Origin of the sequence: Bacillus sp. FCW2 (assembly GCF_021228595.1) — a bacterium.
Lineage (GTDB): Bacteria > Bacillota > Bacilli > Bacillales > Bacillaceae > Bacillus > Bacillus velezensis.
The window spans coordinates 3144594-3171181 of the sequence record NZ_CP089436.1 but is presented as its reverse complement, the minus strand read 5'-3'; the positions used below and the strand labels follow the sequence as shown (position 1 = coordinate 3171181).

Below are 26588 nucleotides of genomic sequence, written 5' to 3'. Positions count from 1 at the left end.
TCTTAACAACGGACTTGGATAATGTCAACGACATTATCGAACGATATAAAAATTCTTTCTTTTAATGTTCGTGTTTAGATCAATTTCCCTTCAAATACGATTTTTTTCCCGCAAGGAACGACTTGAATTGATCCATTTTCTTTCTTTTCTGTAAAGATCGGCTCTTCCATCCGCCGGACCGGCATATAACCCTCTTCCTTCATTAAAGTGAGAATGGTGTCAATCGTTTCATCTTCCGTTACTTCAAACCGTTTCTTTTTTGGCTTTGTCATTCCTTAATTCTCCTCTTCTTCACTGCTTTCACCCAGAATCCGCCGTGGATCGTTTTCGGCTCAAAGGCGATAATAAACGCTTTTTCATCAAGCGTTTTAATCGTATCATAAAGCTGAAGCTCATATTTGCGCGGCGTCAGAATCTGCATGGCGGTCCGGTCTCCTTCAAGTCCGCCCGCAACCCAGCTTGTAACCCCGTATCCTTTTTCCCGGAGCTGTTTCGGCAGGTCCAGATCGAGCTCCTTCGTAATGACGTTGACTGTAATATAGCCGAGCGCCAGTTTCTCTTCAATTTTCATTCCCACTATGACGCCGAGGCCGTAGCCGAGTGCATAGGCAATGACGTTTTGAATTTGATTCAGATTGCCGAGCACGAGACTCAGGCCGGTCACATACACAAGGATTTCAATCGTACTGATGCCTGCGGCGAAATAGCGCTGTCCCTTTAATGTCAGAATCATCCTGATCGTAAAGAAAGAGACATATATAATGTTAATGATGAGAATAATGAGAACCATACCTATACTGTTGGATAAAATCGTCTGCATCACTGATTCCCCTCCTCTGATACTTTGAAAAGCATCAATCCTTCAATTAAGGATAGTTTACCCTCTTTTCATCATTTTCAAAAGAAAAAAAAGCCCGCCCCGCAAGGCAGACTGTTAAGCTCTTATCAGTGAAGCTCGGCTTTTTTCAATCGTTTGACGGCTTCATATTCCTTCTCAAGTTCACTCAGCGTGTACCCGGACAGTTCCTGAACATGGTCTTGATAAAACCCTGAGCGGATCAGTTTTGTCCTCAGGTGCTGTTTTTTCCGATTAATGGCTTCTCGCAACAACGGGGCCATCTTCATCATCCCTTTCCGAATCATAAAGAGTAGTGCCGCTTTCGAATTGCTGTTGCTCTCATCATATCTCGGCCGGGTCCTCAAAACAACACGCTTTATTAGAAAAATTTGTAAACATTGTGAAAGACAAATTTCGACTTATAAAGGGATCAGCGAAGCAGTAAAGTACTCGGAAATGAGCGGCCATGTCACAGCCGTAAAAACGAGCATGATGATGACCGCCGCGGAAATACAGTACATCACGTCAGCCGCAGGCTTTTCAGCCGATTTGTATAGAATCTGCACAAACTGCACCATCGCCGAGGCGGCCAGAAACAAGGTCAGCGCCGTAAACACCACGGTGACGACCGGCAGATTCAATATCGCGAAAATCATCCACACGATAGAGCAGGCGACAGCCGGAACCAAAAGCGATCCGACCCCCGCGGCCGCATCCCGCATCGTAATTTTCTGTTTCATCATATAACGTGATACAAGCCAGACCGCGCCGGCCGCAGCGGCAAAAAAGACGAGCGTATACACGAGAACGACAGTAAAGCCGTCAAAAAACGTATGATGCCGCTCCCCGTATCCGAGAGGCCTTTGCTGGCTTGCCCTCAGCTGAAACCAATTTCCGATTGAGAAAAAGATACTGAATACAAGCATTGAAATAAGAGCATATTTAAAGCGGGAAAAGCCGTCTTCCCCAACGACCTTCACCGGTGATGTCAAAATGCGCAGCGCGAAACGGCAATAACGTTTGGCCGCGGCCCATGCAGAAGCGAGTTTTTCCGTAAAAGCCGGAGCCGGGCGCCGTTCCTTTACTTTTTTCTTTTGCTTTTGATAACGTCCCGCATTTCTGGACATTCTCGACAGCGGTTCTTCATCAGTCCCCTGATGCTGTTTTTCTTCTTCCAACGTTTCTTTTCTTTCTTCCGTCATGTCAGCAACTCCTATCAAAAAAATACGGCGGAATTTGTTAAACAAGAAAATAAAACACTTATATAAGGTACCGAAGCGTCCTTAAACAGTCAAGCGGTTTTCTTCACCCGGACACCCACATGACGTTTTATAGTATGTATTGGTTTTACGGAATAGGACAAAAACAAAAAACCGGCTTAACTCAGCCGGTTTTTCCGTTATTTCAAGAAGATGAAATACAGGATAAAGATGACGAACAGCCCGTACATAATCGGGTGAACGCTTTTTCCTTTTCCTTTGCAGATCATTGTAATCGGGTAGAATATAAAACCGATCGCAATCCCCGTCGCAATGCTGTACGTCAGCGGCATCATAATCATCGTTAAGAATGCCGGCACAGCCACCTCGAATTTATCCCAGGCGATCTTACCGAGCGGCGCCACCATCAGCGCGCCGACAATAATTAAAGCCGGAGCCGTCACATTCGTGGTGACAACTGACAGAAGCGGCGAGAAAAACATCGCCAGCAAAAAGAGAATGCCCGTCACAACAGCCGCGAAGCCGGAGCGCGCCCCCGCCGCAACGCCTGAGCTGGATTCAACATAAGAAGTCGTTGTAGACGTACCGAGTACGGCTCCGATAACGATTGATGTTGAATCTGCCAGAAGCGCTCTTCCCGCACGCGGAAGTTTGTTTTCCTTCATCAGCCCGGCCTGTGTCGCTACAGCCACCAGCGTTCCGGCCGTATCGAAAAACCCGACGAACAAGAAAGTTAAAATGACAATCAGCATTTGGACGGAGAAGATATCCGGAAGATGCATCCACGCCTGTCCGAAAGTCGGCGCAAGACTCGGCACGCTGCCGACAATGTGCGTCGGAACCGGAATCAGTCCGCAGACCATGCCGGCAACCGCCGTCAGAAGCATTCCGATAAATACGCCGCCGTTTACGCGAAGCACCATCAGAATGACAGTCACAATAACACCGAAAACCGTCAGCAGCACAGGGCCGCTGTGAATATTGCCGATAGACACCAGAGTCGATGAGTTCGCTTCAATAATGCCCGAACCCTGCAAACCGACAAATGTGATAAACAAACCGATACCCGCGCCGACCGCCAATTTCAGCTCAGGCGGAATCGCATTAATGATTTTTTCCCGCAGTCCCGTCAGCGAAAGCGCCACGAAGATAATTCCGGAAATCAAGACGCCGGAAAGCGCAGCCTGCCATGAAATCCCCATGCCGAGGACGACAGAGAAAGCAAAAAACGCATTTAATCCCATACCCGGCGCAATCGCGATCGGATACTTTGCAATGAGCCCCATTAAAATACAGCCGGCCGCAGATGCCAAGGCTGTAGCGGTGAATACCGCGCCCTGATCAATTTTTAATGCTTCCGGAAATCCCTTCACACCGTTTAAAGACAATGTCAGCGGATTGACGAACAGAATGTACGCCATTGACAAAAAGGTCGTTAAACCGCCGATGATTTCATTACGATAGCTTGTCCCCAGCTCATCAAACTGAAAAAATTGCTTCAAGCCAATTGCCTCCTTCATTCTCTCCCATTTATTCTGCCCGTTATCCGCCAAATAAAAAACGCCCCAAATACATTTGGGACGCTTGACTACATACGTTCAGTCTGAATAAATAAGAATGGATTATTTATATCAAACGATTGAGATTGATCCGTAGTCAAGCCATTTACGGTAGCTTGGTAGAAACTTGCGGGCCATATCCCCGCCATTATACGATATCTGCATATTTGATTTCTGAGTCTATTGTATCAATTCAATTTTGAAAACTCAATAAAAAAAACGAACAATCCCGTTAAAAAAATTTGGTTTATTCGTTAATTGACCAAAAATGGAAGACGGCAAAAGCCGCCTTCCCGACATCATTTTCCGTCCGCAGGCCGAACCGGCACCGCGAATGTGATCCCCTTATCATCCGCCAGCAAGTTCATAACCGTTTGATTGACGTACAAAGCGTATGAATCGAATGAGAAATCGCGCAACGAATAGTCTTTATCGGTTGAATCATCTAATTCAAAAACGGATTCCATTTCACCCGTTTTAAGGTTCGTGACTTTCGCCTTATTCCCTTTCAGATAATAGCCTTTTTCATACTCATTAAGCGATGGCCAGGTTTTCATTTTTTTCGTATTGCCGAGACCGATTGACTCACCGACATTGATCAGCTGATCTTCATCCGCTTTGCTGTAATTAATTCCTGTGAATTGATAATCGACGATCACCCGTCTGCCTTGCTGTTTGATCTTTTTGATGGTGATGCCGACATGATGATGTTTCGTTTTATAACTGACGGGCAGTTTTGTTTTCAGAGGCACGATTTCTCCCGGCTCTGATTCTGTTTTTATATCGCCCGTTATGAAAAGTGTTTTCGCTTTCGGGTCTATCGGTTTGCTGAATTGAGTTTGGCCGCGTATTCTTTTCCCGCCGCCGGGAAGATTCTTTCTGCCGCCAAGTTCAATATTCGACGCCGTCATTTCATAATGGTTTCCAGCATCATCCGTTGCCTCGTAAATCGAGATGGCATCATTTTTGGCTGCATCATAGAAGTCGATAGAATACAGGAGAGCCGATCCCGTCGTTCCGTTTTCCGCCCTGATATCGAAAAAGCGGTATAATCCGTGATTTACATTCACGGCTTTCGTTCCTTCCAGAGAAACGGACTTTTGTTTTTTAATAGGTAGTGTAAAGCGCCAGTTTCCGGGGATATCCTTGATTTGTGTAATGACAAGCGGAAGCTTATCACCGTCTTTCAGCTTTGAGCCGTCCGTGAACAGGCGAAGCTGTCCCGCGTACTGCCCGTCTTTCATTTTTTTCATATCACTGTTGTCATAATCCTCTGCTAACATATTCCATGGATCTTTATAATCAACTTGAAAAGAGATGCTCTCCTCATCTGATTTCAAATTGTCAACGGTAAAATTGTAAACGAGCTGTCCGCTGTCGTAATACACACTTTTCACTGTCACCGTGATTCCGCGTGATTCCGCTTTCTCATTCAGTTTTGTCACCAAATTGCTTTTAAACAGCGCAGAACCTGCCTTATCCTGAAACAGACTGTAAATTTGTCCGGCAACAGGAATGTTTCCCATAGCCGTATTAACGGAGGGCATGAATAAGCCTGAGGACAGATACAGAATAAACAAAGCAGCAGCAACCGCGAGTCCGTTTATCAGTTTTCTTCCCCATCTCCGTCTGACGGCGCCTTCTTTTCCGGCACGGACAGCGGCGCTGTGTATCACATTTTTCAATTCAGCTTTCGGCACGTCAATGTCCTGATACAATTGCTTCATTTGATGCTTTTCCATATATGTTTATCCTCCTTTTCCAGCTCCTGCTTCAATGCTTTTCTCGCCCTGTGCAGATGCGTTTTTACAGTGCCTTCCGCCATACCGGTCTGTTCAGCGATCATAGCAATCGAGAAATCTTGAAAATAATAAAGCTGAATGGTCAGCTGTATATGTTCGTCAAGCGTTTCCAGGGCATTCCGAAGATCTATGTATTCTTCAATGTTCTTATTCTCCGCGCGCGTATCATGCTGCGGCTCAAACGGGATGACGTCTCCGTGCTTTTTCCTCATCGCAAAAATTGTATGAAGCAAAATCCGGATCAGCCACGTTTTAAAATATTTCGGCTCCTTCAGTTGCGCGATATGAAGAAAAGCCTTGTAAGCCGTTTCCTGAACAGCGTCCAGTGTATCTTCCTTGTGATGCAAATAGAGATAAGCTGTTTTATATAAAGTCTCCTGATGAGCTGTGATCAGTTTTTCAAAGGCTGCGGCATCACCTTTTTTCGCCTTTTTGATCAATCGTTCTTCCTTCACCTTATCCACCTCCTATGCTGTTAGATATGAATCAAGGCAAAACGGTTTCAAAAAGATGAAAAAAAAACGCCTCAAAGTCTAATTTCGGATAACAACGATCCGTTTTCAAACTTGAAGGTGTTTTTTATTTGTCTCATCTTATGGGGTCAGTCCCTTAGATTAATACCTTCTTTGTTCGCCGTTCATTCTGTATTCCTCTCCCCAAAAATATAAACACTCTTGTTTCCCATTCTGATGGGGCGCTGCTGAAAAGAAAAAAGCCTTTAAACCTTTGAGGTTCAAAGACTTTGCCATTAATTCTTCATTGTGTTAAAACATTTAACTCCTATGAGATTCTGTTACATCAACTTTTGAATGTCCGCTCTTATCAAGATGTTTTTTTGCCAAAAATAAAACCGGAATTCCCGAGGCTGTCGTTATAAAAATGATCAAAAACATATAGAAGGACCCGTTTACACCAAAAAAGGAAAGAAGAATCCCTCCCAGCCAAGGACCGATTACATTTCCTAAACGGTTAAAGCCTGCTGCTCCAAAGTATGTCCCTTTGAAGCCTGGTTTTGCAATTTCATCCACCAGCATATCAACCATCGAAAAAATCAAAACTTCCCCTATTGTGAAAAACACGACGATAGAGCCCCATATGAATGGGTTGGACGATAGCGAAAAAAATAATAAACTGAAACTAATTAAAGCATTTCCCAGAATGATTGAATGAATCGGCGGGAACTTTTTCATGATATTCACAATAGGGTATTGAACGATTAAGACGACAATTGCATTCAAAGCTAAAAGCCATGAAAATATGGTCACCCCGTCCTCTATTTTGGCGGCAAAATATTGGGGCAATGTTGTAGAAAAGTGCGCATATCCGGATATTGATAATATCACTCCAAGTAATGTGATAAGAAAAACCTTGTCTTTCCTTGTCACATTAAAGGCCGTAGCAATAGTCGTTTTATTTTCTTTTCGATTGTTCTCGTCTAATTTAAATTTTCGGAATGAAAATAAGAGAGATAGACCATAAAGAAAATATGTAAAACCTGCGAACAGAAATGGGAGAGCCGTCTTGGCAGCTCCCAATCTAAGGCCTAAAAGAGGACCGAAAACTACGCCGATATTAATCGCAGTATACCGCAAATTAAACATCTTCAAACGATTTTCTTCTTTGCTTATATCGGATAATAATGCTCTTGACGCCGGTTCAAAGATAGATTGACACAGCCCGTTAAGCGCATTGATGACAAAAAATGCGAGTACACTATCTGCAAACATAAAACTTACAAAAACAAGCGCCCAACAAAATACAGACGTTATCATCACAATTTTCCTGCCAAAAAGATCAGACAAATACCCTCCGTAAAAGCTCATTACAATCCCAGCCAGCGAACTTACTGAAACAATGATGCCGGTTAAAGCAGGAGAAACACCTTTTACTTGTGTTAGGTAAATAGAAAGGAAGGGAATGCTCATCGAGACTGACATTCTGCTAAACAAGGTGCCTAAAATGATATTCCAGCCCACAGGGTGAATTCTTAATCGTATGCCTTTCAAAAAACCACCTGCCTAAACATTAGATGCAGATATAAAGAGGCTCGTTTAAGCTTTCAGCGCTCTGTTATACCTTAACTGCCAGCTGAGTTGTAAAATTATTAATTCTTTTCAAAGCCTCTGTGATAAGATCCTTTGGGATGGCAAAATTCAAACGAATGTTGTTCGGCTCTCCGAATGCTGTGCCGGGAACAGCTGACACGTGCTGTTTTTCCAACAGAAGATGACAAAATGTCTCCGCATCAATTATTTGTTGATCTTCAAACATTGTTCCGAAAAATTGTGAAACATTCGGAAACGCATAAAAGGCTCCATTTGGTTTGGCGCATTGAATGCCCTCAATTTGATTTAAACCATCGACTAATATATCGCGTCTTTTTTTGTATTCTTCGACCATCGACTTGTCAAAACCGTTTAAAGCAGAAATACCGGCATATTGAGAAATAGTTGACGGGCTGCCTGTAGCATGGCTTTGAAAGCTGGCAATGGCTTCGGCTATATCCGATGGGGCTGCGATATAGCCGAGCCTCCATCCAGTCATTGCAAAGACTTTGGAAAATCCATTCGTTATGATGGTCCGATTCAGCAATTCGGGAAAAATGAGCGGCAGACTGATATGCTTGCCCTCATACACAAACTGATCATAAATTTCGTCGGAAATGATAAAAATTTCAGAATAATCTTTCAACACATTTCCTAAAGCTTTCAGTTCATTTTCTGAATAAACGGACCCTGTCGGATTATTGGGAGATGTGATAACAACAGCTTTTGTCTTAGGGGTAATTACTTCTGCAAGCTTCTCGGGTGTGATTTTAAAATTTGTAGTTTCATCACAGCTTACAATAACAGGAACCGCCCCCGACAGTTTGATTTGTTCCGGATAAGATACCCAGTAAGGTGAAGGGAGGATAACTTCGTCGTCTTGATCACAAATTGCTTGAAAAACATTATATAGCGGCTGTTTTCCCCCGGCAGATGCAATTATTTGGTTTGGTTTATATTCTAAACCTCGTTCGTTAAGCAGATATCGCACAATGGATTCTCTTAATTCAATCAGCCCTGCTGCCGGCGTATACCCGGTTTTCCCCTTCACTATTGCCTGAATTCCTGCATATGAGGCTGTTAATGGCGGATGAAGATCCGGTTCTCCGACACTCATATTTATAATGTCTTTTCCTTCTTTTACCATTATCTTCGTTTTGGCATTTAATGACATAGTGGCCGAAGGTTTTATATTCATGACTCTATCGGATAATCTTTTATTCAATTCAAACGCCTCCAATGTCTTTATGGGCCATTCTTAAAATAGCACGATACAAAAACCTCAGTTAGCCGGCTGTCTATGGATCAAACGCTCCAGTTGCTTCATCCCCGGAACGTCTTGAATGTCAAATATCTCATTAACGCTCACGATGTCATTTTCAATCTGCAAAGACGATTTATTATTTATAATGCTTTCGAATGTATCATTTATAGCCTTAACAGAAGCGCGCAACGCCTGATTCGCATAGATGGAAACCTTCACTCCCAATTTCTCAAGCTGTTCCATTGAGAGCGTCGGATATTTAGTCGGAACCACAACCAACGGCGCATCCACGTCCCAATTGTTAACAAACTCAATAATTTCATCAGGCGATTGTTCTTTTGAATGAATTAAAATTGCATCTGCTCCAGCATGAACATAAGCTTTTGCTCTTGTATAGGCTTCTTCTTGACCCAATTTAGCAATTAAAGCTTCGACACGGGCAATCAATACAAAATCGTCATTTTGCTGAGCCATCTTTGCGGCTCTAATTTTCGCGCAAAATTCTTCAGTACTGACAAGAATCTGTTGTCTGTCGTCAAATGAGTTTAATTTTGGATATACTTTATCTTCAATACAAACTCCGGCAATACCAGCAGCTTCGTATTTTTTGATCATGCGGGTGACATTGTGAATGTTCCCGTAGCCGGAATCACAGTCAGCGATGACCGGCAAATTGCATGATTCATTCATAATGACGGCGGCTTCAAGAAATTCAGTCATCGTTAATATACTGGCATCAGGTACAGTTTGCACAGCCGAGATTCCCAAACCGCTTGCCCATACGGCATTAAATCCGTTTTTCTCTGCTAATTTGGCGCTTAAACCGTCATGAGCTCCCGCAACTTTCACCAAACCTTTACTGTCTAAAGCATCTCTAAAAATTGATGATTTTCTGTTTTTCACCATCATTCTCCCCTTCACCTAATGATTATTTTTATTTTGTCAATCGCATCATGTAATGCGTGATTGACTTCTCGCTCATTTTTCCCCTTTACAATCATCCATCCTGCTCTATCGTAGCTGTTTTTGATCGGTCTGATTCTATCACCGACACTGCAATTTACATGAAAATCTACTACATTCCCCATCATTTTGAGATCGCTGATCCCTTTGATTGCGCGTACAACCCCTTGGTTCGTTTCTAAAAAACGAACGGCGCATACTTCGCTTTGAGCATGTTTCCTTTCCGGTTGATATGGGATGCCCGCCAGTTCCGCAAAAATAGGTGTATGCATATCACATTTCATGGCGATTTCTGTAATGGTCACTATGTTGTCTCCGCCATAGCGGGTGTGTACCTCGCCAACCACAAATCCTTTATTTGTGTGATACCCTTCAATATGCAAGGGGCCAAATACGATCCCCATGGCATGAACAACTTCCTTGACCAGATTCTTATACAAATCCTGATGTTTTTCTTTATGTTTATACGGCGATATATGCCCGGATTCTACAAAAGTCCCGGGGTATAGCAACTTTTCGGTCACACCAAATATGTCGACCTTGCCTTGGCAGACAACGGCTTCTATTGAAATTTCCTGCCCTTCTATAAATTCTTCGGCTAATACTGACTTCTCCTCGTCATGTTTTGAACACTCTTTAAAGCACGCCTCAATGTCCTCTTTTTTCTCAACTTTTATGACGCCTATACTGCCTTGCTGAGATCTCGGCTTTAAAATGATAGGATGTTGAGATGTATTCCAAAAATCGTATACGTCTTCCACGCTCCTGCACAATCCAAAATCGGGAGAGTTTAGTCCTGCCTTTTTTAAAAGCCGGCGCGTTGTATATTTATCAAGGCATGCTTGCACCACAGACGGAGGATTTCCTTTTAAATGAAATGCCTGCTGAAGTTTGGATACATTGAATAAGCCGGCTTCTTTGAAAGTAAATATGGCATCTAAAGGCTCTTTGTCATGGATTTCTTTAGCGACTGAGAATAGATTCTCATGATTGGTATAATCTAATGCGATTTTTTGGTCAGCTTCCTTTATTAAATGCTCATATTTTTTTAATGAAGCTTCTGTATCTCCTAATAAGACGTCAAAACCAAGTTGTTTTGCCCTCGTAACGGCCTTCTCAATATGCGTTTCAGGAATCCCGATCAGGAACAGTCTTTTCCTCTCCATTGATGAAACACCTCACTTCAGATAAAGCATTTTCAGCATATTCGATCGCTTTTTCTGTATCTTCAGCTTCTGTGATGACATAAGCAATCCGGGAATCATGAAACTTTTCAGGCGGCAGGCCAACATGATCGCCCGGCTGCTTTTCTAAAACAAATTCAACGACCCCGGGCATTTCTTTGATCGATTCGACACCTTCCCACTTTTCTATCACACCAGCACGGTCTGCAATTAAAAACCTGACGCAGGCAGCTCTTCTTTTCGAAGCTTCAAAGCTTATTGTTTCTCCTAATACAGCCAATAGGTTTGCGCGCGTTATATTTATACCTTTGGCTAGAGGAACCAAATGGGTAGTAATAAAATCGCCGCCCAGACGACCGTTGATCTCGATAATCTTGCACCCTTTCTCTGTGATCATGACCTCGGCATGAAAACCACAATTGTTCAGCTCCAAAGCTTTTATCCCTTCACTGGTGATGTGGAATAATTCACGTTCCACAGCCTCCGGCAGCCTGGCGGGAAATGCATGCTGGTATTCTTCGAAATACTGATCCGTCCATTTTTCAGTAACACCTGCAAAGTGAATGACTCCGTCGGAAATCACTCCCTCAATGCTGACTTCTTGTCCGTTCATAAACTCTTCAACAATATACTCGTTTTGATAAAAAGAAAACATTTTATCGTTTTCCGGCACCGCAGCGTTTAACAGCTGCTGATATGCGCGATTTAAATCTTCAGGCTTTGATATTCGGAATACGCCTTTACTGGCAGAAGCACCCACAGGTTTAACGATCAATGGGTATTCCATATCAATGCTTGCATGATATAATTCGGTCCAATTTGTAAATTTGCAATATTTTGGATGAGGAACTTGTGCGCGGTTCAAAAATTGACGCATCTTCCATTTATTTCGAGCCCGTTCTGCCGCTTCCACCGGACTGCCCTTTAAGTTAAGTTCCCGGGCAGTTACCGCCACCGGAACCACATCTCTATCCCAGAATGTAATGACTCCATCAAAAGGATTTTCTTTGGCAGTTTCCTTCAGAACAGCTATAGTCTCATCAATCTGATAAGTATTTGCGGAAATGTAATGGTCAACGAATGGCCGCGACCATTCAGGCAGTTCAGGGCCGACAACAGAAACCGTCAAGCCCAAATTTTTAGCAGTCTCCAAAGTAGAAATTTTTTTAATATAAGTAGCATTAAAAAATAAAATATGTTTTTCCATCCTTCCGAGCCTCTTTCAACATTTTTTTCTGCAAATTAGAAACCTTCTGCGTTTCTAAAGAACTGAATGCAGAAGATAAAAAACCCCTTGGAAAACTCAAACCATCATATGTTTTATTTGTATATATTCATAATAACATACATTATTTGTTATTAAATGAATATTTTATGAATTCAGTTTTATTAGAAAAAATGAAATTATAGGGAGAATATTAGGAATACAACTGATTAAAAAACTCGAATATATAAAAAACTGCTGCACATCTTCTCCGGTGTTAATGATAAAAGGCCCATTATTCCTAGAACCATGTAAATTAAAAAAGCCTCAAATCTTTATAAATAAAAGATTTGAGGCTTTTCTCATTATTCCCACTCAATCGTTGCAGGCGGCTTGCTCGTAATGTCATACACGACGCGGTTGATGTGTTTCACTTCATTGACGATCCGTGTCGAAATCACTTCAAGCACATCCCAAGGGATACGCGCCCAGTCAGATGTCATGCCGTCAATTGATGTTACGGCACGGATACCGATTGTGTAATCATACGTTCTCGCATCTCCCATGACGCCGACGCTGCGGATGTCAGGAAGAACCGTGAAGTACTGCCAGATGTCGCGCTCAAGGCCGTGGTTCGCCACTTCTTCACGCAGAATCGCGTCTGATTCACGAACGATCTCAAGTTTTTCTTCCGTTACTTCGCCGAGTACGCGGATGCCAAGTCCAGGGCCCGGGAACGGCTGACGCCATACGATATCATCCGGGATGCCGAGCTCTGTGCCGAGCGCGCGCACTTCATCTTTGAAAAGAGTGTTCAGCGGTTCGATCAGTTCAAACTGCATATCTTCAGGAAGTCCGCCGACATTGTGGTGCGATTTGATCGTTTGCGCAGTTGCCGTTCCGCTTTCAATAATGTCTGTGTAAAGCGTTCCTTGCGCAAGGTAGTCGATTCCTTTCAGCCTGTCCGCTTCATCATCAAATACGTAAATGAATTCGTTGCCGATGATTTTGCGTTTTTGCTCAGGATCAGAAACACCTTTCAGCTTGTTTAAGAATCTGTCTTTCGCATCAACTTTAATGACATTCATATTAAAGCCTTCGCTGAACGTTTTCATGACGCCTTCCGCTTCGCCTTTGCGGAGAAGGCCGTGATCTACGAAAATACAAGTCAGCTGGTCGCCGATCGCTTTATGAATCAAAACGGCTACGACAGAAGAATCGACTCCGCCGCTCAAAGCGCAAAGCACTTGTTTGTCTCCGACGGTTTCGCGGATTTTTTGCATTTCGATTTCGATAAAGTTTTCCATTGACCATTCGCCTTTACATTCACAAGGCCCGAAGACAAAGTTTTTCAGAAGGTCATTTCCGTATTCTGAATGACGGACTTCCGGATGGAACTGAACACCGTACCATTTTTTGTCTTTTTTGCTCATCGCCGAGTTCGGGCAGTGATGGCTTGTCGCGTCTACCGTAAACCCTTCCGGCACTTGTACGACTAAGTCGCCGTGGCTCATCCAGACAACTTGTTCTTCCGGAAGATCTTTGAACAAGTCAGGAGTTCCTTGAATCTGAATGTTCGCTTTTCCGTATTCGCGCTGGCTTGCCGCCTCGACTTTCCCTCCGAGGTAATGAGTCATCAGCTGCATGCCGTAGCAGATGCCCAATACAGGAATATCAAGTTCAAAGATTTTTTCATCACAGCGGAAAGATCCTTCATCATATACACTGTTTGGTCCGCCTGAAAGGATAATTCCTTTTGGATTCATTTCTTTGATTTCCTCAGCTGTCAACGTATGGGGATGCAGCTCGCTATATACGCCAAATTCACGGATCCGGCGGGTAATCAGCTGGTTATACTGACTGCCGAAATCAAGAACAAGAATCATTTCATTCACTAACTTCGTCATGGTTGTCACCTAATCTCCTCTAAGTTTTTGACACAGAAAAAACGGAGGACACACGTTCAGCCCTCTGTCGGCAAGACTTGTCCGGAAGCCCGGCTTTTTAACGCTCCCGGGCTCCCATTTAACATTCATTTATTCTAACAACAGGACGATATGCGGTCAAGACTATCTTCTTTTAATTATATTTTCCCACAACTGTCCCGATTCATTCCAAAGCTTTGCGGCATTATCGCTGCGGTATAACGCACGCTCATAGCGCAGCGTCAGCTCGGACATGTCGTTTGTATGGTGCGCCTCGTCAACCCTCGCGGCAAAATCACGGAGCGTTTCTCCGTCTCCCCTGCTGAACCCTTTTCGTTTCAGCTGTCGGAGCAGTGCGGCATATGCGTCGAAAAAGACGCCTTCATCCGTTCGCCGCTTCAATCTGGCTGCTGTAACGTGCGGAATCCAGCGCGCCCGGAGCAGCCAGGCGAGTGCCGCCGCGGCTGAAATCACAATGACGATGGCTGCATACGGCCATAGCTGTGCCGCGGTTTTGTTGCGGATCACAGGCTGCGGTGCCGCGCTGTGATCCCGCTTTTTCGGCTTTTCCTCTTTTTCCGGCTTTGTTTCCTGACGCTGCTTGTCAGACGGTTCATCCGAGTTCCCCGCTGAGCCTCCGCTGTCTTTTGCCGCGGTATGATTTTGCTCTGACGTAAACTCCGTCGGATTGGTGAAGCCTTTCGTCGGCTCAAACGTCACCCAGCCCTGATCCGGAAAATACACTTCTACCCACGAATGGGCGTTGTTGTTCGTGACTTCATAAATGTGGCCGTTATGGTCGCCTGCCCCTTTATACTCGCCGGATGTATAACCCTTCACCCAACGGGCGGGAATACCCGCAGATCGGAGCAGCACGGCCATTGCCGATGAAAAGTTATCACAATATCCTCTTTTCGTTTCAAACAGAAATTGATCGACATAATCCTGATTGTGCTCCGGAACCGCGACATCCTGTGTATGATACGAAAATGCGGAAGATCCGAGATAATCCTCGATCGCCTTCGCTTTATCGAACATATTATGATGATCCCGCGTCAGTCTGTCCGCAAGCTGTCTCACTCTTTTCGGAAGGCTGTCGGGGACCTGTAAATACCGGTCATTGAATTGATTCTGCTCACGGTATCGTTTTACTTTCACTTTTCTGAGATCATTCAGCTTAAAGACGGGCGCCTGAAAAGTCACCGTGTACCGTCCCATATTGCGGATGTTGCCCACTTGTTCACTGACCGGCGTAATTTGCTCGGTGTTTCCGTTCATTTCAAGCTGAATCGAGTGCTTCGGTTTAATATTGGAGACGCCGATCGGATACATGACGTGATTATAGAGATAATTCTCATCAATGGACACCTGTGCCGTATATCGTCTCGTCTGCACACTCCGGTCAAACCATATATCTTCCACGTTGCCGCCGTTCAGTTTATAGGACATGCCCTGATCGGTCTCCACCCAGCCTTTCCCCGTGTATGTATCCTTCGTTTCCACCCGGAAGTACGCCCGTTCTTTTCCCTTCCATGTAAAAACCGGCGTATCATCCTCCTGAAAAGGGCCGCCCAATGTTTCATCATGATTGCCGTAGCCGATTTTGCTTTCGGCGGCGGGCACTTCTTTGTGGTTTGTTATTTTTTTAAGAAACGGCACGGGGTCCGGCCAGTTCGGGTCTGATTTCGGAGCCGCCAGACCGAACACGACGGAAGCGCAGATAAACAGCATCAGCGGCAGAAACCATTTGAGTATCAATCTTTTTTTAAACGCTATGTGTTCCGTAAGCCGGATGCGCTCCATATACAAAAGCCCCATCATCAGAAAGCCGATAAAGACGATCCGGATGACGGCGTATGCGGCATCATAAGGAGTAAACGTATCAAGCACGGTGATATACGCCACCGTCATGATAAAAAAGAATAATATTTTCCGCTGATAGATCACCCAGTAATGCAGCAAATACACGAGCAGCCATAAAAGCACAAAAAACAGCAATGTGCGGAATGACGGATTCATATCATTCCATCTTCCGGTCCCGATGTGGCGGGCATTTTGCATCACGTCCCGCAAAAAAGAAACGAGCCATTCCGGCTGAAAAATAGAACCTTTATAAAACAGGATGTGAATACTGATCAACGTAAACAGAATGCAGGACGGCACGGTGACGTACCACCTCATCCGGAAGAATGACAGCAGAAATGCCAAACCGATAAAAACGATGAAAAAACCGGTATGTTTTGTATCCGTAAAATTGTGCAGCGGCCTGAGCCATTCCCATAACAATAAAAAAGCGAGAAAATAAAACAGCAGCAGACTCAGCCTGCTTCCCTGGTTCTCGTCATGCGGCATGGCGCGCCACCTCTCTTTCTAAACAACATGGGACACCCGTTTGTCCCTGATCATTTGCACCTTAATATTTTTTTGCGCGAAGATGAGAGCGAGTTTCCGTTCTTTCTCCGAAAGCGCGGCATTCGTTTCTTTCGCCAAAAACACCGTCATGTCAGCACGGCCGGGCTCAGCCTGTTTGAGAAGGTCTTCTGTAAGACTGCCCGTCACGACGGCAATGGAAGCTTTGCGGACGCGCGGATCCGCCAGCTCTTTTTCTAAACGCCCGCCTGCATCGGCTTCTTCCGATTCTGAAGCTGATGCCAGGTAACGCAGCATCTTTCTGAAATGCCGGTCTCCCTCCCGGACGGGAAATACAGTCCGGTCGCTCCCCAATGAAATAAACCCTGCGGGAGAGCCCTTCATAAGCGCCGTGTAAAGCAGGGATGCCGAAGCTGACACCGCGGCTTCAAACGAAGGGGACGGCCTGCAGTCCAAAAGGAGAATCATATTCATACTCTGCAGCGGGTCAAATTCCTTCGTCATCAGTTCATTTCGCCGCGCCGATGTTTTCCAGTCAAGTGCGGAAAACCGGTCGCCCGGCTGATAATTTCTGACGCTCGCAGCCATTGCGGAGCGGTGTACCTGAAACGGAGCGCCGGCACCCGCACCCTCTTCTCCTGATGCGGCCTGCGGCTTATAGTGAACAGACCCGTACGCCGGGAAAACCAGAACCGTATCCGTTACGGAAAACGACGCCGTCTTGTCCAAAAGCCCGAGAACATCTCCCGTCCGCACTCTTATCGTATGTAAATGATGCTCTCCGCGCGGCACCTGCGGCAGCTCATATTGTAACGTCAGCTTCCTTTGAAACCACGGAAACACGAGCTGTTTCGCACTGCGCCTCTCGCCAAGCGTTTCCGGCATCACATCTTCAATGACCATATATGTCAGCGGAAACGGCAGGCGCCTCGTCAGCCTGATGGTGACAGACAGCCTGTCGCCTGAGGTTAACTGGGCAGAGGACACGTCACGCGTCACCTGAAACGCCCGCAGCGGGTACACAGCGACCAGCCCGGCGTAAACGGTAAACGGCAAAAACGCATAAAATAAAAACCAGCTCACAAATCCGCCCTGAAACATGGCATAAGAGAAGACAGCCGCCGTCAGTACGGCCAACATAAGCAGCTTCCAGCCATATAGAAGCCAATGCATCTTCTTTCTCATTAGCGGACCGACATCCTTTGGACGGGCACTTTTTCCGTTTGCATGATGTCTTCTATAATCGCTTCCGGCGTCACATCGTTAAATTTCGCCTCTGCGGTCAGGATCATTCTGTGCGGCAGCGTATACGGAGCCAAATACTGGACGTCATCAGGAATGACGTAATCGCGGTCATAAAGCAGCGCGTACGCCTGCGCGGCTTTCATTAATGAGATTGAACCGCGCGGACTTACGCCCAGATGTACGGACGGATGCCGGCGGGTATGCTGAGTAATGCCGACGATATATGCTTTAATTCCATCATCCACCCGCACCTGCTCCAGTTTTTGCTGAAGGCTGATAAACTGTTCTTTAGAAATGACGGGCTCGATTGTTTCAAGCGGATTGCGCCCTTCCTGCAAAGACAGAACTTGAAGCTCTTCCTCGGCAGTCGGATAGCCCATGCGCAGCTTAAATAAAAACCGGTCAAGCTGGGCTTCGGGAAGCGGATACGTTCCTTCATATTCAACCGGGTTTTGTGTGGCCATGACGAAAAACGGCTCAGCCAGCCGCATTGTCTTTCCGTCAATCGTGACATTCCCTTCCTCCATTGCCTCAAGCAGGGAAGACTGCGTTTTCGGAGAGGTTCTGTTAATTTCATCAGCCAGCACGATATTCCCCATGATCGGTCCAGGGCGGTATTCAAATTCCATCGTTTTCGTATTATAAATAGAGACACCCGTCACGTCTGACGGCAGAAGATCCGGCGTGAACTGAATCCTCTTAAAGTCAGCTCCGATCAGCTTGGCCAAAGCGCGGACCATCATCGTTTTTCCGACTCCCGGCACGTCTTCCAGCAGCACATGCCCTTTTGCGAGAATGGCGGCCAGACTGAGTATGGCGATATCCCGTTTTCCTATGATGATGTTTTCAATATGCTCAACGGCTTTCTCCAGCAGCGGATGCAGCTCTTCTTTATAAGCCATTCTTCTCCTCCTAGTCATCTCTCAAATTTCAATTATCGTAACCTAACTTTACCACAAAATATAAACAGTATAAAAAAACGTTTCCAGCGAATTGTTTCCAGTCTAAAAAAGGAAAAAGCTCCCTTTAGAAAGGAAGCTTTATTTCAGCTGGAGAGGCTCCATATGAACGTGTGAATGGTCAATGGCATGTTCCTCTTTCATCTTGCGTTCTACCTCATTTGCGATCTCATGACTCTCTTTAATGTTCAGATCAGACGGCACTTCAATGACGACATCAATATGAACGGAGCTGCCCAGATATCTCGCTTTAATATCTTTTAAACGGCTGACGCCCGCAATCTGTTCAATCGTCTTTTTATAATCAGAAATATGTTTGACATCAAAACCGTCAGTCAGCGAATGAGAGGATTCCTTAAAAATATCCCACGCGGTTTTGCAGATGATCACCCCGATGATAAACGCGGTAACCGTATCCACCCAAGCCAAATGGAACTGTGAAGCAAAAATTCCGATAAACGTGCCGATACTGACGAGCGCATCTGATTTATTATCAGCGGCCGCAGCTGAAAGGGCCTGGCTGTTTACCTTTTTGGCAAGCCCTTTCGTATAGCGGTAGACCATCAGCATCACGACGGCGCTCCCCGCGGCCGTCCAGGCGGCTATCATATCCGGTGTTTCCTCTTTAACGGAAAAAATAGATTGCGCGGCGCTGAACAGCACTTGCATTCCGACAAGCATCATAATAATGGAAGCGATGAGTGACGCGACGGTCTCCGCCCGAAAATGGCCGTAAGGATGATCTTCGTCAGGAGGTTTCTGAGAGATGCGCAAACCGATGAAAACAGCCGCAGATGCCACGATATCAGTCGTATTATTTAAACCGTCGGCCTGAAGCGCTTCTGAGTGAAACAAATAACCGATCACAAGCTTCACAGCCGACAATGCCGCATATGCGCCAATACTGACAATCGCTCCGGTTTCGCCTTTTTTCAATTCATGATATCTCTCCACTGAAAATCCTCCTTCCCGTTCAATTTTTCCTTCATTATCATACAAAGCGAAGACACAGTGGGTCTATAGAAACATGATTCACTTTCCACAGAAAAATAGTAAGCATAGAACATTTATGCGCTCAGGAAACTTATTTTTATTCACGAAACCCCTCTCATCCCAATCGTACCAAGGATTCTCGCCACCCTATGTTCATGGAATTATTTTCAAACCCATTAAAACACAAAAATAACAGAAAATTATTTCTTTTCCTTCCGGCACCTTCTGCTGTACGGACGAGAAAAAATGTCATATTTTCTTACATCACTTTCAACTGTCTGTGGCATTTATGATAGAATAATACTTGTCGGAATATTCAGCATAAACAAGCCAAAAGGAGGCAAAGAATGAATCAGCCTAACTCTTTATCAAAGGGATTAAAAACCCGGCATATGACTATGATTTCAATTGCCGGCGTGATCGGCGCCGGATTATTTGTCGGAAGCGGATCCGTCATTCATTCCACCGGACCCGGAGCGATTGTCTCCTACGCTTTAGCAGGATTATTAGTGATTTTTATTATGAGAATGCTGGGGGAAATGTCCTCCGTCAACCCGACAAGCGGTTCGTTTTCACAGTACGCGCATGACGCCATCGGTCCTTGGGCCGGTTTTACGATCGGATGGCTGTATTGGTTTTTCTGGGTCATCGTCATTGCCATTGAAGCCATTGCAGGCGCCGGAATCATACAGTACTGGTTCCCGGGCATTCCGTTATGGCTGACGAGTCTGCTTCTGACCGTGCTGTTAACACTGACGAATATTTATTCAGTTAAATCGTTCGGCGAATTTGAATACTGGCTTTCCTTAGTGAAGGTAGCGACGATCGTTGTCTTCTTAATCGCGGGATTTGCGTTCATTTTCGGAATCGTTCCCGGCAGCAAACCGGTCGGGCTGGAAAATCTGGCGGGCAGCGGCGGATTTTTCCCTAAAGGTCCAAGTTCCGTTCTGCTCGGCATCGTCGTTGTCATTTTTTCTTTCATGGGATCTGAAATCGTCGCAATCGCAGCGGGAGAAACGTCAAATCCGGTCGAATCCGTCACAAAGGCGACCCGCTCAGTCGTTTGGCGGATCATTATTTTTTACGTCGGCTCCATTGCGGTTGTGGTCACACTGCTGCCGTGGGATTCAGCCAATATTTTGGAAAGCCCCTTCGTTGCCGTTTTGAGCCATATCGGGGTTCCCGCAGCCGCTCAAATCATGAATTTCATCGTCCTGACAGCCGTTCTGTCCTGCCTGAACTCCGGGCTTTATACGACGTCACGGATGCTGTATTCACTGGCAGAGCGAAATGAAGCGCCGCGGCGTTTTATGAAATTGAGTAAAAGAGGCGTACCGGTTCAAGCCATTATCGCCGGCACCTTTTTCTCCTATATTGCCGTTGTTATGAACTACTTTTTTCCCGACTCCGTATTCTTATTTCTGGTCAATTCATCAGGGGCGATCGCACTGCTCGTTTATCTCGTCATCGCCGTCTCACATCTGAGAATGAGAAAGAAAATCGAACGGACAAACCCTGAATCTCTTAAAATCAAAATGTGGTTCTATCCGTACTTAACCTACCTGACGATCATCGCCATTTGCGCCATCTTGTTATCTATGCTGTTTATCAGCTCAATGCGGTCTGAATTTCTGCTGACAGGATTTATTACTCTGCTGGTGCTTGCCTCATATGTATTCCGCAAAAAACAAAAACCAAAAGAGAGCGCTTCCGAAAGCCGGGTTGCGCAATAACCGCAAACACCCTCCTCAAAAAAGGGCGGGTGTTTTTTTAACCAACCTGTTCAAGGCAGCATTAACTGTAGTACAGGATTTCAATAAATGATAAGGACAGGATGAAAAATGGCGCTAGAAAAATTTGCAGATGAACTGCCGATTATCGAAACACTCCAGCCGCAGAAGAAATCAGACGGCAGCACGTATTATGAAGTCACCATGAAGGAATGCTTTCACAAGCTGCACCGCGATCTCCCGCCGACCCGGCTGTGGGGGTATAACGGTTTGTTTCCGGGCCCGACGATCGACGTAAACCAAGATGAGAACGTCTATATTAAATGGATGAATGACCTTCCGGATAAGCATTTTCTGCCAGTGGATCATACCATTCACCATTCAGAAAGCGGCCATCAGGAACCCGATGTCAAAACCGTCGTCCATTTACACGGAGGAGCAACGCCGCCGGACAGCGACGGCTACCCGGAAGCCTGGTTCACAAAGGATTTTAAGGAAACGGGTCCTTATTTTGAGAAAGAGGTATACCATTATCCAAACAAACAGCGCGGGGCTCTGTTATGGTATCACGATCACGCCATGGCGATTACGAGGCTCAATGTGTACGCCGGGCTTGCCGGGATGTATATCATCCGCGAGCGAAAAGAAAAGCAGCTGAAGCTTCCCTCCGGAGAGTACGACGTACCGCTTATGATTTTGGACCGCACGTTAAATGATGACGGTTCCTTGTCTTATCCGAGCGGACCTGCTACCCCTTCCGAAACGCTGCCCGACCCTTCCATCGTCCCGTTTTTTTGCGGAAATACCATTCTCGTCAATGGTAAAGCGTGGCCGTATATGGAAGTTGAACCGCGGACATATCGTTTCCGCATCCTTAATGCCTCCAATACGAGAACATTTTCTCTCTCGCTCAATAACGGCGGGAAGTTTATCCAAATCGGTTCTGACGGCGGACTGCTTCCCCGCTCTGTCAAAACACAAACGATCAGCTTAGCCCCGGCAGAGCGGTATGATGTGCTCATCGATTTCTCCGCCTTTGACGGAGAACATATCATTTTAACGAACGGCACCGGCTGCGGGGGCGACGCCGATCCGGATACAGACGCCAATGTGATGCAATTCCGCGTCACAAAACCGCTGAAGGGAGAAGACACAAGCCGTAAGCCTAAATATCTTTCAACAATGCCTAATGTGACATCAAAGAGAATACACAATATCAGGACGCTTAAACTCACAAATACGCAAGACAAATACGGCCGGCCCGTTTTGACGCTGAATAACAAGCGATGGCATGATCCTGTGACAGAAGCGCCGAAGCTCGGCACAACGGAAATCTGGTCGATTATCAATCCGATGGGGGGCACCCATCCGATACACCTGCACCTTGTCTCCTTCCAAATCCTTGACCGGCGCCCTTTTGACTTAGAGCGTTATAACAAATTCGGCGACATTGTGTATACAGGCCCCGCCGTCCCGCCTCCTCCAAGTGAGAAAGGCTGGAAAGATACCGTGCAGGCGCACTCGGGAGAGGTCATCAGAATCGCGGCGACTTTCGCTCCTTACAGCGGACGCTACGTATGGCACTGTCATATTTTAGAGCACGAAGATTACGACATGATGAGACCGATGGACGTCACGGATAAGCAGTAAACAAACATCCCCCTTTTCTGAGAGGGGCTTTTTTATTTATCCAAAAAGAAAAAATAAGAAGACACTTATTTGCATATACTGTAATAACAGGAAGACGGTGCACCCTCATTGGAAATCTGGATAGAAAAAGGAATTAGGAGATTAGGGAAAAGTATGAGACAATGAAGGAGTGCACGAAAATTCATAAGGGAAGAAGTGACTTTATGTCTTACTACAACAAACGTAATCAGGAACCGCTGCCTAAAGAAGATGTCAGTACGTGGGAATGCACAAAAGAGGACTGTATCGGCTGGAGCAGAAAGAATTTTGCCGGCAGTGATACCCCGACTTGCCCCCTTTGCGGCAGTAAAATGATCGACGGCGTCCGTTCGTTGGTAAATCTCCAAAACAATAATCAAACGGCATCAAGTTAGACCTCCCTTTTACGAGTCTCAACATAGAGAAGGCCTCCATGTCTCATGAGAGGCCTTTGCGTTATCATGTCCTTTTATGATGCAAAGGAGCAATGAACATGAAAAACGATCGGCAGCAGAAAGATCTGAAGGAATTGGCAAAACGGCGGAAAATGAACCTTGCCGCACAGTCATTCATCGAAACGCTTCATTTTGCCGTTCCGATTCTCCGTTTTTTCAAATGGCTCGCCTCAGCCGCAGCCAGCTTTGTTCATTAAAAAACACCCAGCGGGCGCTGAGTGTTTTTTTCATGATTGGATGACGGAAAAACTGTTGATAATGCCGTTGTCATTTTCCCAGACTTTTTCGCATTTTTTCGTATCCAAATGATAAGCATAAATGGTCCGGACCTTCGCATTCCGCCCCGTTTCATCCTTCAGACGCTTAGCGCCTTTTGCTTCCGCCATGAAATAAATGATGCTGCCGTCTTTAGAAAACTGAGGCTGGGCATCAATCAGCGGAGCGAAGTCCTTCCCGTTTGAGATAATCGTTTCATCTTTTTTCGTTTTGACATTCATCAGACGGATGGACGCTTTTTGTTCCGTCCCTTTTTGGGTATAAGATGTAAAGACAAGGTTCTTTCCGTCCGGTGACACCGCCACGTCGCTGATAAACTGTTCAAGGTTTGTCAGATCCTGAAGGTGTTCGCCCGCTCCTGCCGCAAACCGGATATTCGTCGGTTCAGGGTCAATCCCCTTCTCATTTGCCTCATCCGTTTTTTGATAATCCTCTTTTACGGAATAATGCAGAAGCGCAAAATCGTTTTGGCTGCGGTTATAAAAGAAGCTGCTTACACTGTCGTCTTTCTCATCGGCGGCGGGATACAGATTTTCATAACGTTTCGTTTTCAAATCAAAAGATGCGAGACGGAAAATATCTTCATCCGCTTTTCCGAGACGGAAATAAATGTGCGTCAGATCCTTTGATAAAAACAGACTGTCAGCGCTTGCCGTTCCTTTATAAAGCACCGTCTTCTTTTTCGTCTTCAGATCAAGCTTATACAGACGCATCTCATTTTGGTCATTATTCCCGACAAAATAGAGCACCTGATGGGCATCATCCAGCGCAAACGCCGGATATGCCGAAAGCTTTTCCTCGTACAGCACGCGGCCGTCCTCGTAATATTTCGTCATCAGATCTTTGTCTGTAATGGAAACAAGCAGCTTGTCATGACCGCCGGAGACAACGGCTTTCCCGCCGCCGTCGCTTTTTCCTTTAATCAGTAAAACGGCCGCGATGACCGCCGCCGCCAAAACGGCGGCCAGCAACATCCAGATCCATCGTTTCTTCTTCATTATCAATCTCTCCGTCAATCAGAAAAAGCAAGAATCAGTGTCCTTGCTTTTTAAGATGGTCTATTTTAATAGCTGTAGTGTCCGGATACTCTTCCTTTGCTTAATGGATATCCAAGCGCTTTGAACGCTTTCGGGCTGACATCCAATACGGCATTCGGCATACGGCCTACATCATTTTTGTATACGGTGATAACCTTTTTCGGTTTTGCTTTGGCATAAGCTCTGATTTTCGTTCCGTTTCTCGGAACGTCAAATCCTAATTTTGTCGCGCAATCCCAGTGTCCCAGTTTTTTACCGGAAGATCCTTTTTTACCGACTCCATTATACCATGTAATATTTCCGTTCACTTTTTTAGCACTTGCATCAGAAGAGTAACTGATCGCTCCCAGCGTGCTTCCTGCTAAAATCAATAAGGCTAAGAATAACTTCTTCAAGCTTTCGTCCTCCTGATTCTTTATTCTAGGCAAAATTATACACCAGAAAGACGATTATAATATTTCAATCACTTTACATGTTCATTACAACGTGATGAGACATGCACATAACGACGGCACAATTTCCTGTTCTATATAATTCCATGGTAAATTATACTACAAAATTTAATTCATTAGCGTTATAATATTCATAGAGTATTTCTGCATTCAATATGGACTTTTTATAAGGCCTATTGATAGTTGCATAATATGATATATTTTGAGAAATCAGGCTTTAGGAAGCAGGCACTTTATTCCTTTTAACCGTGGTTCATATTGATCATGTACCTATACTCGTTTCAATCAGACTAGGAGTGATAATCAATGAAAGCGGCAAGATGGCACAATCAAAAAGACATTCGAATCGAAAACATTGATGAACCTAAAGCAGAACCGGGTAAAGTCAAAATTAAAGTCAAATGGTGCGGGATTTGCGGAAGCGACCTTCATGAATATTTGGGAGGCCCGATCTTTATTCCGGTCGGCAAACCTCATCCGTTAACAAACGAAATGGCGCCCGTCACGATGGGTCACGAATTCTCAGGAGAAGTCGTTGAAGTGGGCGAAGGCGTCAAAAATTACAGCGTCGGCGACCGTGTCGTCGTGGAACCGATTTTTGCCACACACGGACATCAGGGAGCCTATAACCTTGATGAACAAATGGGATTCTTAGGCTTAGCCGGAGGAGGCGGCGGATTTTCTGAATATGTATCCGTTGACGAAGAATTGCTGTTTAAGCTTCCTGAAGAGCTTTCTTACGAACAGGGCGCGCTTGTTGAGCCGTCAGCGGTAGCGCTTTACGCCGTCCGCCAAAGCAAATTAAAAGCGGGCGACAAGGCGGCAGTTTTTGGCTGCGGACCGATCGGGCTGCTTGTGATTGAAGCCCTGAAAGCGGCCGGCGCCACAGATATTTACGCGGTTGAACTTTCACCGGAACGTCAGGAAAAAGCGAAAGAACTCGGCGCTATCATCATTGATCCGTCAAAAACGGACGATGTCGTTGAAGAAATCGCTAAACGCACAAACGGCGGCGTTGATGTTTCTTATGAAGTAACAGGCGTTCCTGTCGTTCTCCGCCAGGCGATCCAGTCAACAAACATTGCCGGTGAAACGGTTATCGTCAGCATCTGGGAAAAAGGAGCGGAAATTCATCCGAACGATATCGTCATCAAAGAACGGACCGTAAAAGGCATTATCGGATACCGTGACATCTTCCCTTCCGTTCTTGCACTGATGAAAGAGGGCTACTTCTCAGCAGATAAGCTCGTCACGAAAAAAATCGTGCTCGACGATCTGATTGAAGAAGGCTTCGGCGCTTTAATCAAAGAGAAAAACCAAGTGAAAATCTTAGTCAAACCGAACTAAACCGTTCAGCTGAATATCAGACACATCCGAAAAAGAGCCGTTCCGGCTCTTT

Annotated in this window: 24 protein-coding genes and 1 riboswitch; of the genes, 5 read left to right on the top strand and 19 right to left on the bottom strand. The window is 45.4% G+C overall.

Annotation, left to right across the window (positions count from 1 at the left end; genetic code table 11):
- Positions 1–74: 74 nt before the first annotated feature.
- The 17 genes from K3G25_RS15845 to K3G25_RS15765 all read right to left on the bottom strand — a co-directional run bounded on the left by K3G25_RS15845 (position 75) and on the right by K3G25_RS15765 (position 19532).
- A complete protein-coding gene (locus tag K3G25_RS15845; protein ID WP_007609843.1) occupies positions 75–272 on the bottom strand; it encodes an NETI motif-containing protein in 198 nt (65 codons plus the stop codon).
- Positions 269–823 (bottom strand): DUF2179 domain-containing protein, encoded by a 555-nt coding sequence (locus tag K3G25_RS15840; protein ID WP_014469850.1) that lies wholly within the window; start codon positions 821–823, stop codon positions 269–271. The genes K3G25_RS15845 and K3G25_RS15840 overlap by 4 nt, the downstream gene beginning before the upstream one ends.
- Positions 824–945: 122 nt before the next feature.
- Complete coding sequence (locus tag K3G25_RS15835) at positions 946–1119, bottom strand: Fur-regulated basic protein FbpA (RefSeq protein WP_003155777.1); 174 nt, start codon at positions 1117–1119, stop codon at positions 946–948.
- Positions 1120–1257: 138 nt separating this feature from the next.
- On the bottom strand, positions 1258–2040 hold the full coding sequence (locus K3G25_RS15830; RefSeq protein WP_021495184.1) for a DUF6574 domain-containing protein: 783 nt from the start codon (positions 2038–2040) through the stop codon (positions 1258–1260).
- A gap of 197 nt (positions 2041–2237) precedes the next feature.
- The gene (locus K3G25_RS15825) at positions 2238–3560 is read right to left on the bottom strand and encodes an NCS2 family permease (protein WP_007408891.1); all 1323 of its coding nucleotides are present in this window, start codon (positions 3558–3560) and stop codon (positions 2238–2240) included.
- Positions 3561–3691: 131 nt separating this feature from the next.
- A riboswitch (purine riboswitch) is annotated at positions 3692–3793 on the bottom strand.
- Positions 3794–3916: 123 nt separating this feature from the next.
- On the bottom strand, positions 3917–5359 hold the full coding sequence (locus K3G25_RS15820; RefSeq protein WP_029973751.1) for a DUF4179 domain-containing protein: 1443 nt from the start codon (positions 5357–5359) through the stop codon (positions 3917–3919).
- Positions 5341–5874 (bottom strand): sigma-70 family RNA polymerase sigma factor, encoded by a 534-nt coding sequence (locus K3G25_RS15815; protein WP_007408889.1) that lies wholly within the window; start codon positions 5872–5874, stop codon positions 5341–5343. The genes K3G25_RS15820 and K3G25_RS15815 overlap by 19 nt, the downstream gene beginning before the upstream one ends.
- Positions 5875–6192: 318 nt before the next feature.
- Positions 6193–7425 (bottom strand): MDR family MFS transporter, encoded by a 1233-nt coding sequence (locus tag K3G25_RS15810; RefSeq protein ID WP_029973753.1) that lies wholly within the window; start codon positions 7423–7425, stop codon positions 6193–6195.
- A gap of 64 nt (positions 7426–7489) precedes the next feature.
- Positions 7490–8689, bottom strand: coding sequence for a pyridoxal phosphate-dependent aminotransferase (locus tag K3G25_RS15805; protein ID WP_014417092.1), 1200 nt, complete (start codon positions 8687–8689; stop codon positions 7490–7492).
- A gap of 57 nt (positions 8690–8746) precedes the next feature.
- A complete protein-coding gene (locus K3G25_RS15800) occupies positions 8747–9637 on the bottom strand; it encodes an isocitrate lyase/phosphoenolpyruvate mutase family protein (RefSeq protein ID WP_103527102.1) in 891 nt (296 codons plus the stop codon).
- A gap of 8 nt (positions 9638–9645) precedes the next feature.
- Positions 9646–10857, bottom strand: coding sequence for an ATP-grasp domain-containing protein (locus K3G25_RS15795; RefSeq protein WP_014417090.1), 1212 nt, complete (start codon positions 10855–10857; stop codon positions 9646–9648).
- Positions 10820–12082: an ATP-grasp domain-containing protein gene (locus tag K3G25_RS15790; RefSeq protein WP_017419013.1), complete on the bottom strand. Its 1263-nt coding sequence runs from the start codon at positions 12080–12082 to the stop codon at positions 10820–10822. The genes K3G25_RS15795 and K3G25_RS15790 overlap by 38 nt, the downstream gene beginning before the upstream one ends.
- 362 nt (positions 12083–12444) lie before the next feature.
- Positions 12445–13986 (bottom strand): glutamine-hydrolyzing GMP synthase, encoded by a 1542-nt coding sequence (gene guaA / locus K3G25_RS15785; protein WP_014417088.1) that lies wholly within the window; start codon positions 13984–13986, stop codon positions 12445–12447.
- A 162-nt stretch (positions 13987–14148) separates the two neighbouring features.
- Complete coding sequence (locus tag K3G25_RS15780; protein ID WP_109566754.1) at positions 14149–16356, bottom strand: DUF4129 domain-containing transglutaminase family protein; 2208 nt, start codon at positions 16354–16356, stop codon at positions 14149–14151.
- Between the two features lie 18 nt (positions 16357–16374).
- Complete coding sequence (locus K3G25_RS15775) at positions 16375–17559, bottom strand: DUF58 domain-containing protein (RefSeq protein WP_109566753.1); 1185 nt, start codon at positions 17557–17559, stop codon at positions 16375–16377.
- Positions 17559–18521, bottom strand: a complete 963-nt coding sequence (locus K3G25_RS15770; protein WP_014417085.1) for an AAA family ATPase — start codon at positions 18519–18521, stop codon at positions 17559–17561. Before K3G25_RS15770 ends, K3G25_RS15775 begins: the two co-directional genes overlap by 1 nt.
- A 138-nt stretch (positions 18522–18659) precedes the next feature.
- Positions 18660–19532, bottom strand: coding sequence for a cation diffusion facilitator family transporter (locus tag K3G25_RS15765; protein WP_022552696.1), 873 nt, complete (start codon positions 19530–19532; stop codon positions 18660–18662).
- 386 nt (positions 19533–19918) lie between these two features.
- On the opposite strand from K3G25_RS15765, the gene gabP reads away from it, so the two are divergent.
- The 4 genes from gabP to K3G25_RS15745 all read left to right on the top strand — a co-directional run bounded on the left by gabP (position 19919) and on the right by K3G25_RS15745 (position 23621).
- Positions 19919–21304: a GABA permease gene (gabP, locus tag K3G25_RS15760; RefSeq protein WP_232489395.1), complete on the top strand. Its 1386-nt coding sequence runs from the start codon at positions 19919–19921 to the stop codon at positions 21302–21304.
- A 108-nt stretch (positions 21305–21412) separates the two neighbouring features.
- A complete protein-coding gene (cotA, locus tag K3G25_RS15755) occupies positions 21413–22951 on the top strand; it encodes an outer spore coat copper-dependent laccase CotA (RefSeq protein WP_232489394.1) in 1539 nt (512 codons plus the stop codon).
- Positions 22952–23154: 203 nt separating this feature from the next.
- Entirely contained in the window at positions 23155–23364 is a 210-nt protein-coding gene (locus K3G25_RS15750) for a cold-shock protein (RefSeq protein ID WP_007408879.1), read from the top strand.
- Positions 23365–23462: 98 nt separating this feature from the next.
- Positions 23463–23621: a hypothetical protein gene (locus K3G25_RS15745; RefSeq protein ID WP_021495202.1), complete on the top strand. Its 159-nt coding sequence runs from the start codon at positions 23463–23465 to the stop codon at positions 23619–23621.
- 30 nt (positions 23622–23651) lie between these two features.
- Here the strand turns inward: K3G25_RS15745 and K3G25_RS15740 are convergent, their stop codons facing one another.
- Positions 23652–24698 carry a TolB family protein gene (locus K3G25_RS15740; RefSeq protein WP_012116984.1) on the bottom strand — a complete coding sequence of 349 codons (1047 nt, stop codon included), beginning with the start codon at positions 24696–24698 and terminating at the stop codon, positions 23652–23654.
- Positions 24699–24763: 65 nt separating this feature from the next.
- Positions 24764–25132 carry a cell wall metabolism protein WalM gene (locus K3G25_RS15735; protein WP_014417081.1) on the bottom strand — a complete coding sequence of 123 codons (369 nt, stop codon included), beginning with the start codon at positions 25130–25132 and terminating at the stop codon, positions 24764–24766.
- Positions 25133–25495: 363 nt separating this feature from the next.
- Between K3G25_RS15735 and K3G25_RS15730 the strand changes: the two genes are divergently transcribed.
- Positions 25496–26536: a 2,3-butanediol dehydrogenase gene (locus K3G25_RS15730; RefSeq protein ID WP_007408876.1), complete on the top strand. Its 1041-nt coding sequence runs from the start codon at positions 25496–25498 to the stop codon at positions 26534–26536.
- Positions 26537–26588: the final 52 nt, after the last annotated feature.

Bases quoted from the DNA above. Each gene is read 5' to 3' on its own strand.
- K3G25_RS15775 (WP_109566753.1), bottom strand. From the start codon at position 17,559: ATGAGAAAGAAGATGCATTGGCTTCTATATGGCTGGAAGCTGCTTATG.
- K3G25_RS15730 (WP_007408876.1), top strand. From the start codon at position 25,496: ATGAAAGCGGCAAGATGGCACAATCAAAAAGACATTCGAATCGAAAAC.
- gabP (WP_232489395.1), top strand. From the start codon at position 19,919: ATGAATCAGCCTAACTCTTTATCAAAGGGATTAAAAACCCGGCATATG.
- K3G25_RS15795 (WP_014417090.1), bottom strand. From the start codon at position 10,857: ATGGAGAGGAAAAGACTGTTCCTGATCGGGATTCCTGAAACGCATATT.
- K3G25_RS15745 (WP_021495202.1), top strand. From the start codon at position 23,463: ATGAAAAACGATCGGCAGCAGAAAGATCTGAAGGAATTGGCAAAACGG.
- cotA (WP_232489394.1), top strand. From the start codon at position 21,413: ATGGCGCTAGAAAAATTTGCAGATGAACTGCCGATTATCGAAACACTC.
- K3G25_RS15740 (WP_012116984.1), bottom strand. From the start codon at position 24,698: ATGAAGAAGAAACGATGGATCTGGATGTTGCTGGCCGCCGTTTTGGCG.
- K3G25_RS15820 (WP_029973751.1), bottom strand. From the start codon at position 5,359: ATGGAAAAGCATCAAATGAAGCAATTGTATCAGGACATTGACGTGCCG.
- K3G25_RS15770 (WP_014417085.1), bottom strand. From the start codon at position 18,521: ATGGCTTATAAAGAAGAGCTGCATCCGCTGCTGGAGAAAGCCGTTGAG.
- K3G25_RS15835 (WP_003155777.1), bottom strand. From the start codon at position 1,119: ATGGCCCCGTTGTTGCGAGAAGCCATTAATCGGAAAAAACAGCACCTG.
- K3G25_RS15790 (WP_017419013.1), bottom strand. From the start codon at position 12,082: ATGGAAAAACATATTTTATTTTTTAATGCTACTTATATTAAAAAAATT.
- guaA (WP_014417088.1), bottom strand. From the start codon at position 13,986: ATGACGAAGTTAGTGAATGAAATGATTCTTGTTCTTGATTTCGGCAGT.
- K3G25_RS15830 (WP_021495184.1), bottom strand. From the start codon at position 2,040: ATGACGGAAGAAAGAAAAGAAACGTTGGAAGAAGAAAAACAGCATCAG.
- K3G25_RS15800 (WP_103527102.1), bottom strand. From the start codon at position 9,637: ATGATGGTGAAAAACAGAAAATCATCAATTTTTAGAGATGCTTTAGAC.
- K3G25_RS15780 (WP_109566754.1), bottom strand. From the start codon at position 16,356: ATGCCGCATGACGAGAACCAGGGAAGCAGGCTGAGTCTGCTGCTGTTT.
- K3G25_RS15750 (WP_007408879.1), top strand. From the start codon at position 23,155: ATGTCTTACTACAACAAACGTAATCAGGAACCGCTGCCTAAAGAAGAT.
- K3G25_RS15845 (WP_007609843.1), bottom strand. From the start codon at position 272: ATGACAAAGCCAAAAAAGAAACGGTTTGAAGTAACGGAAGATGAAACG.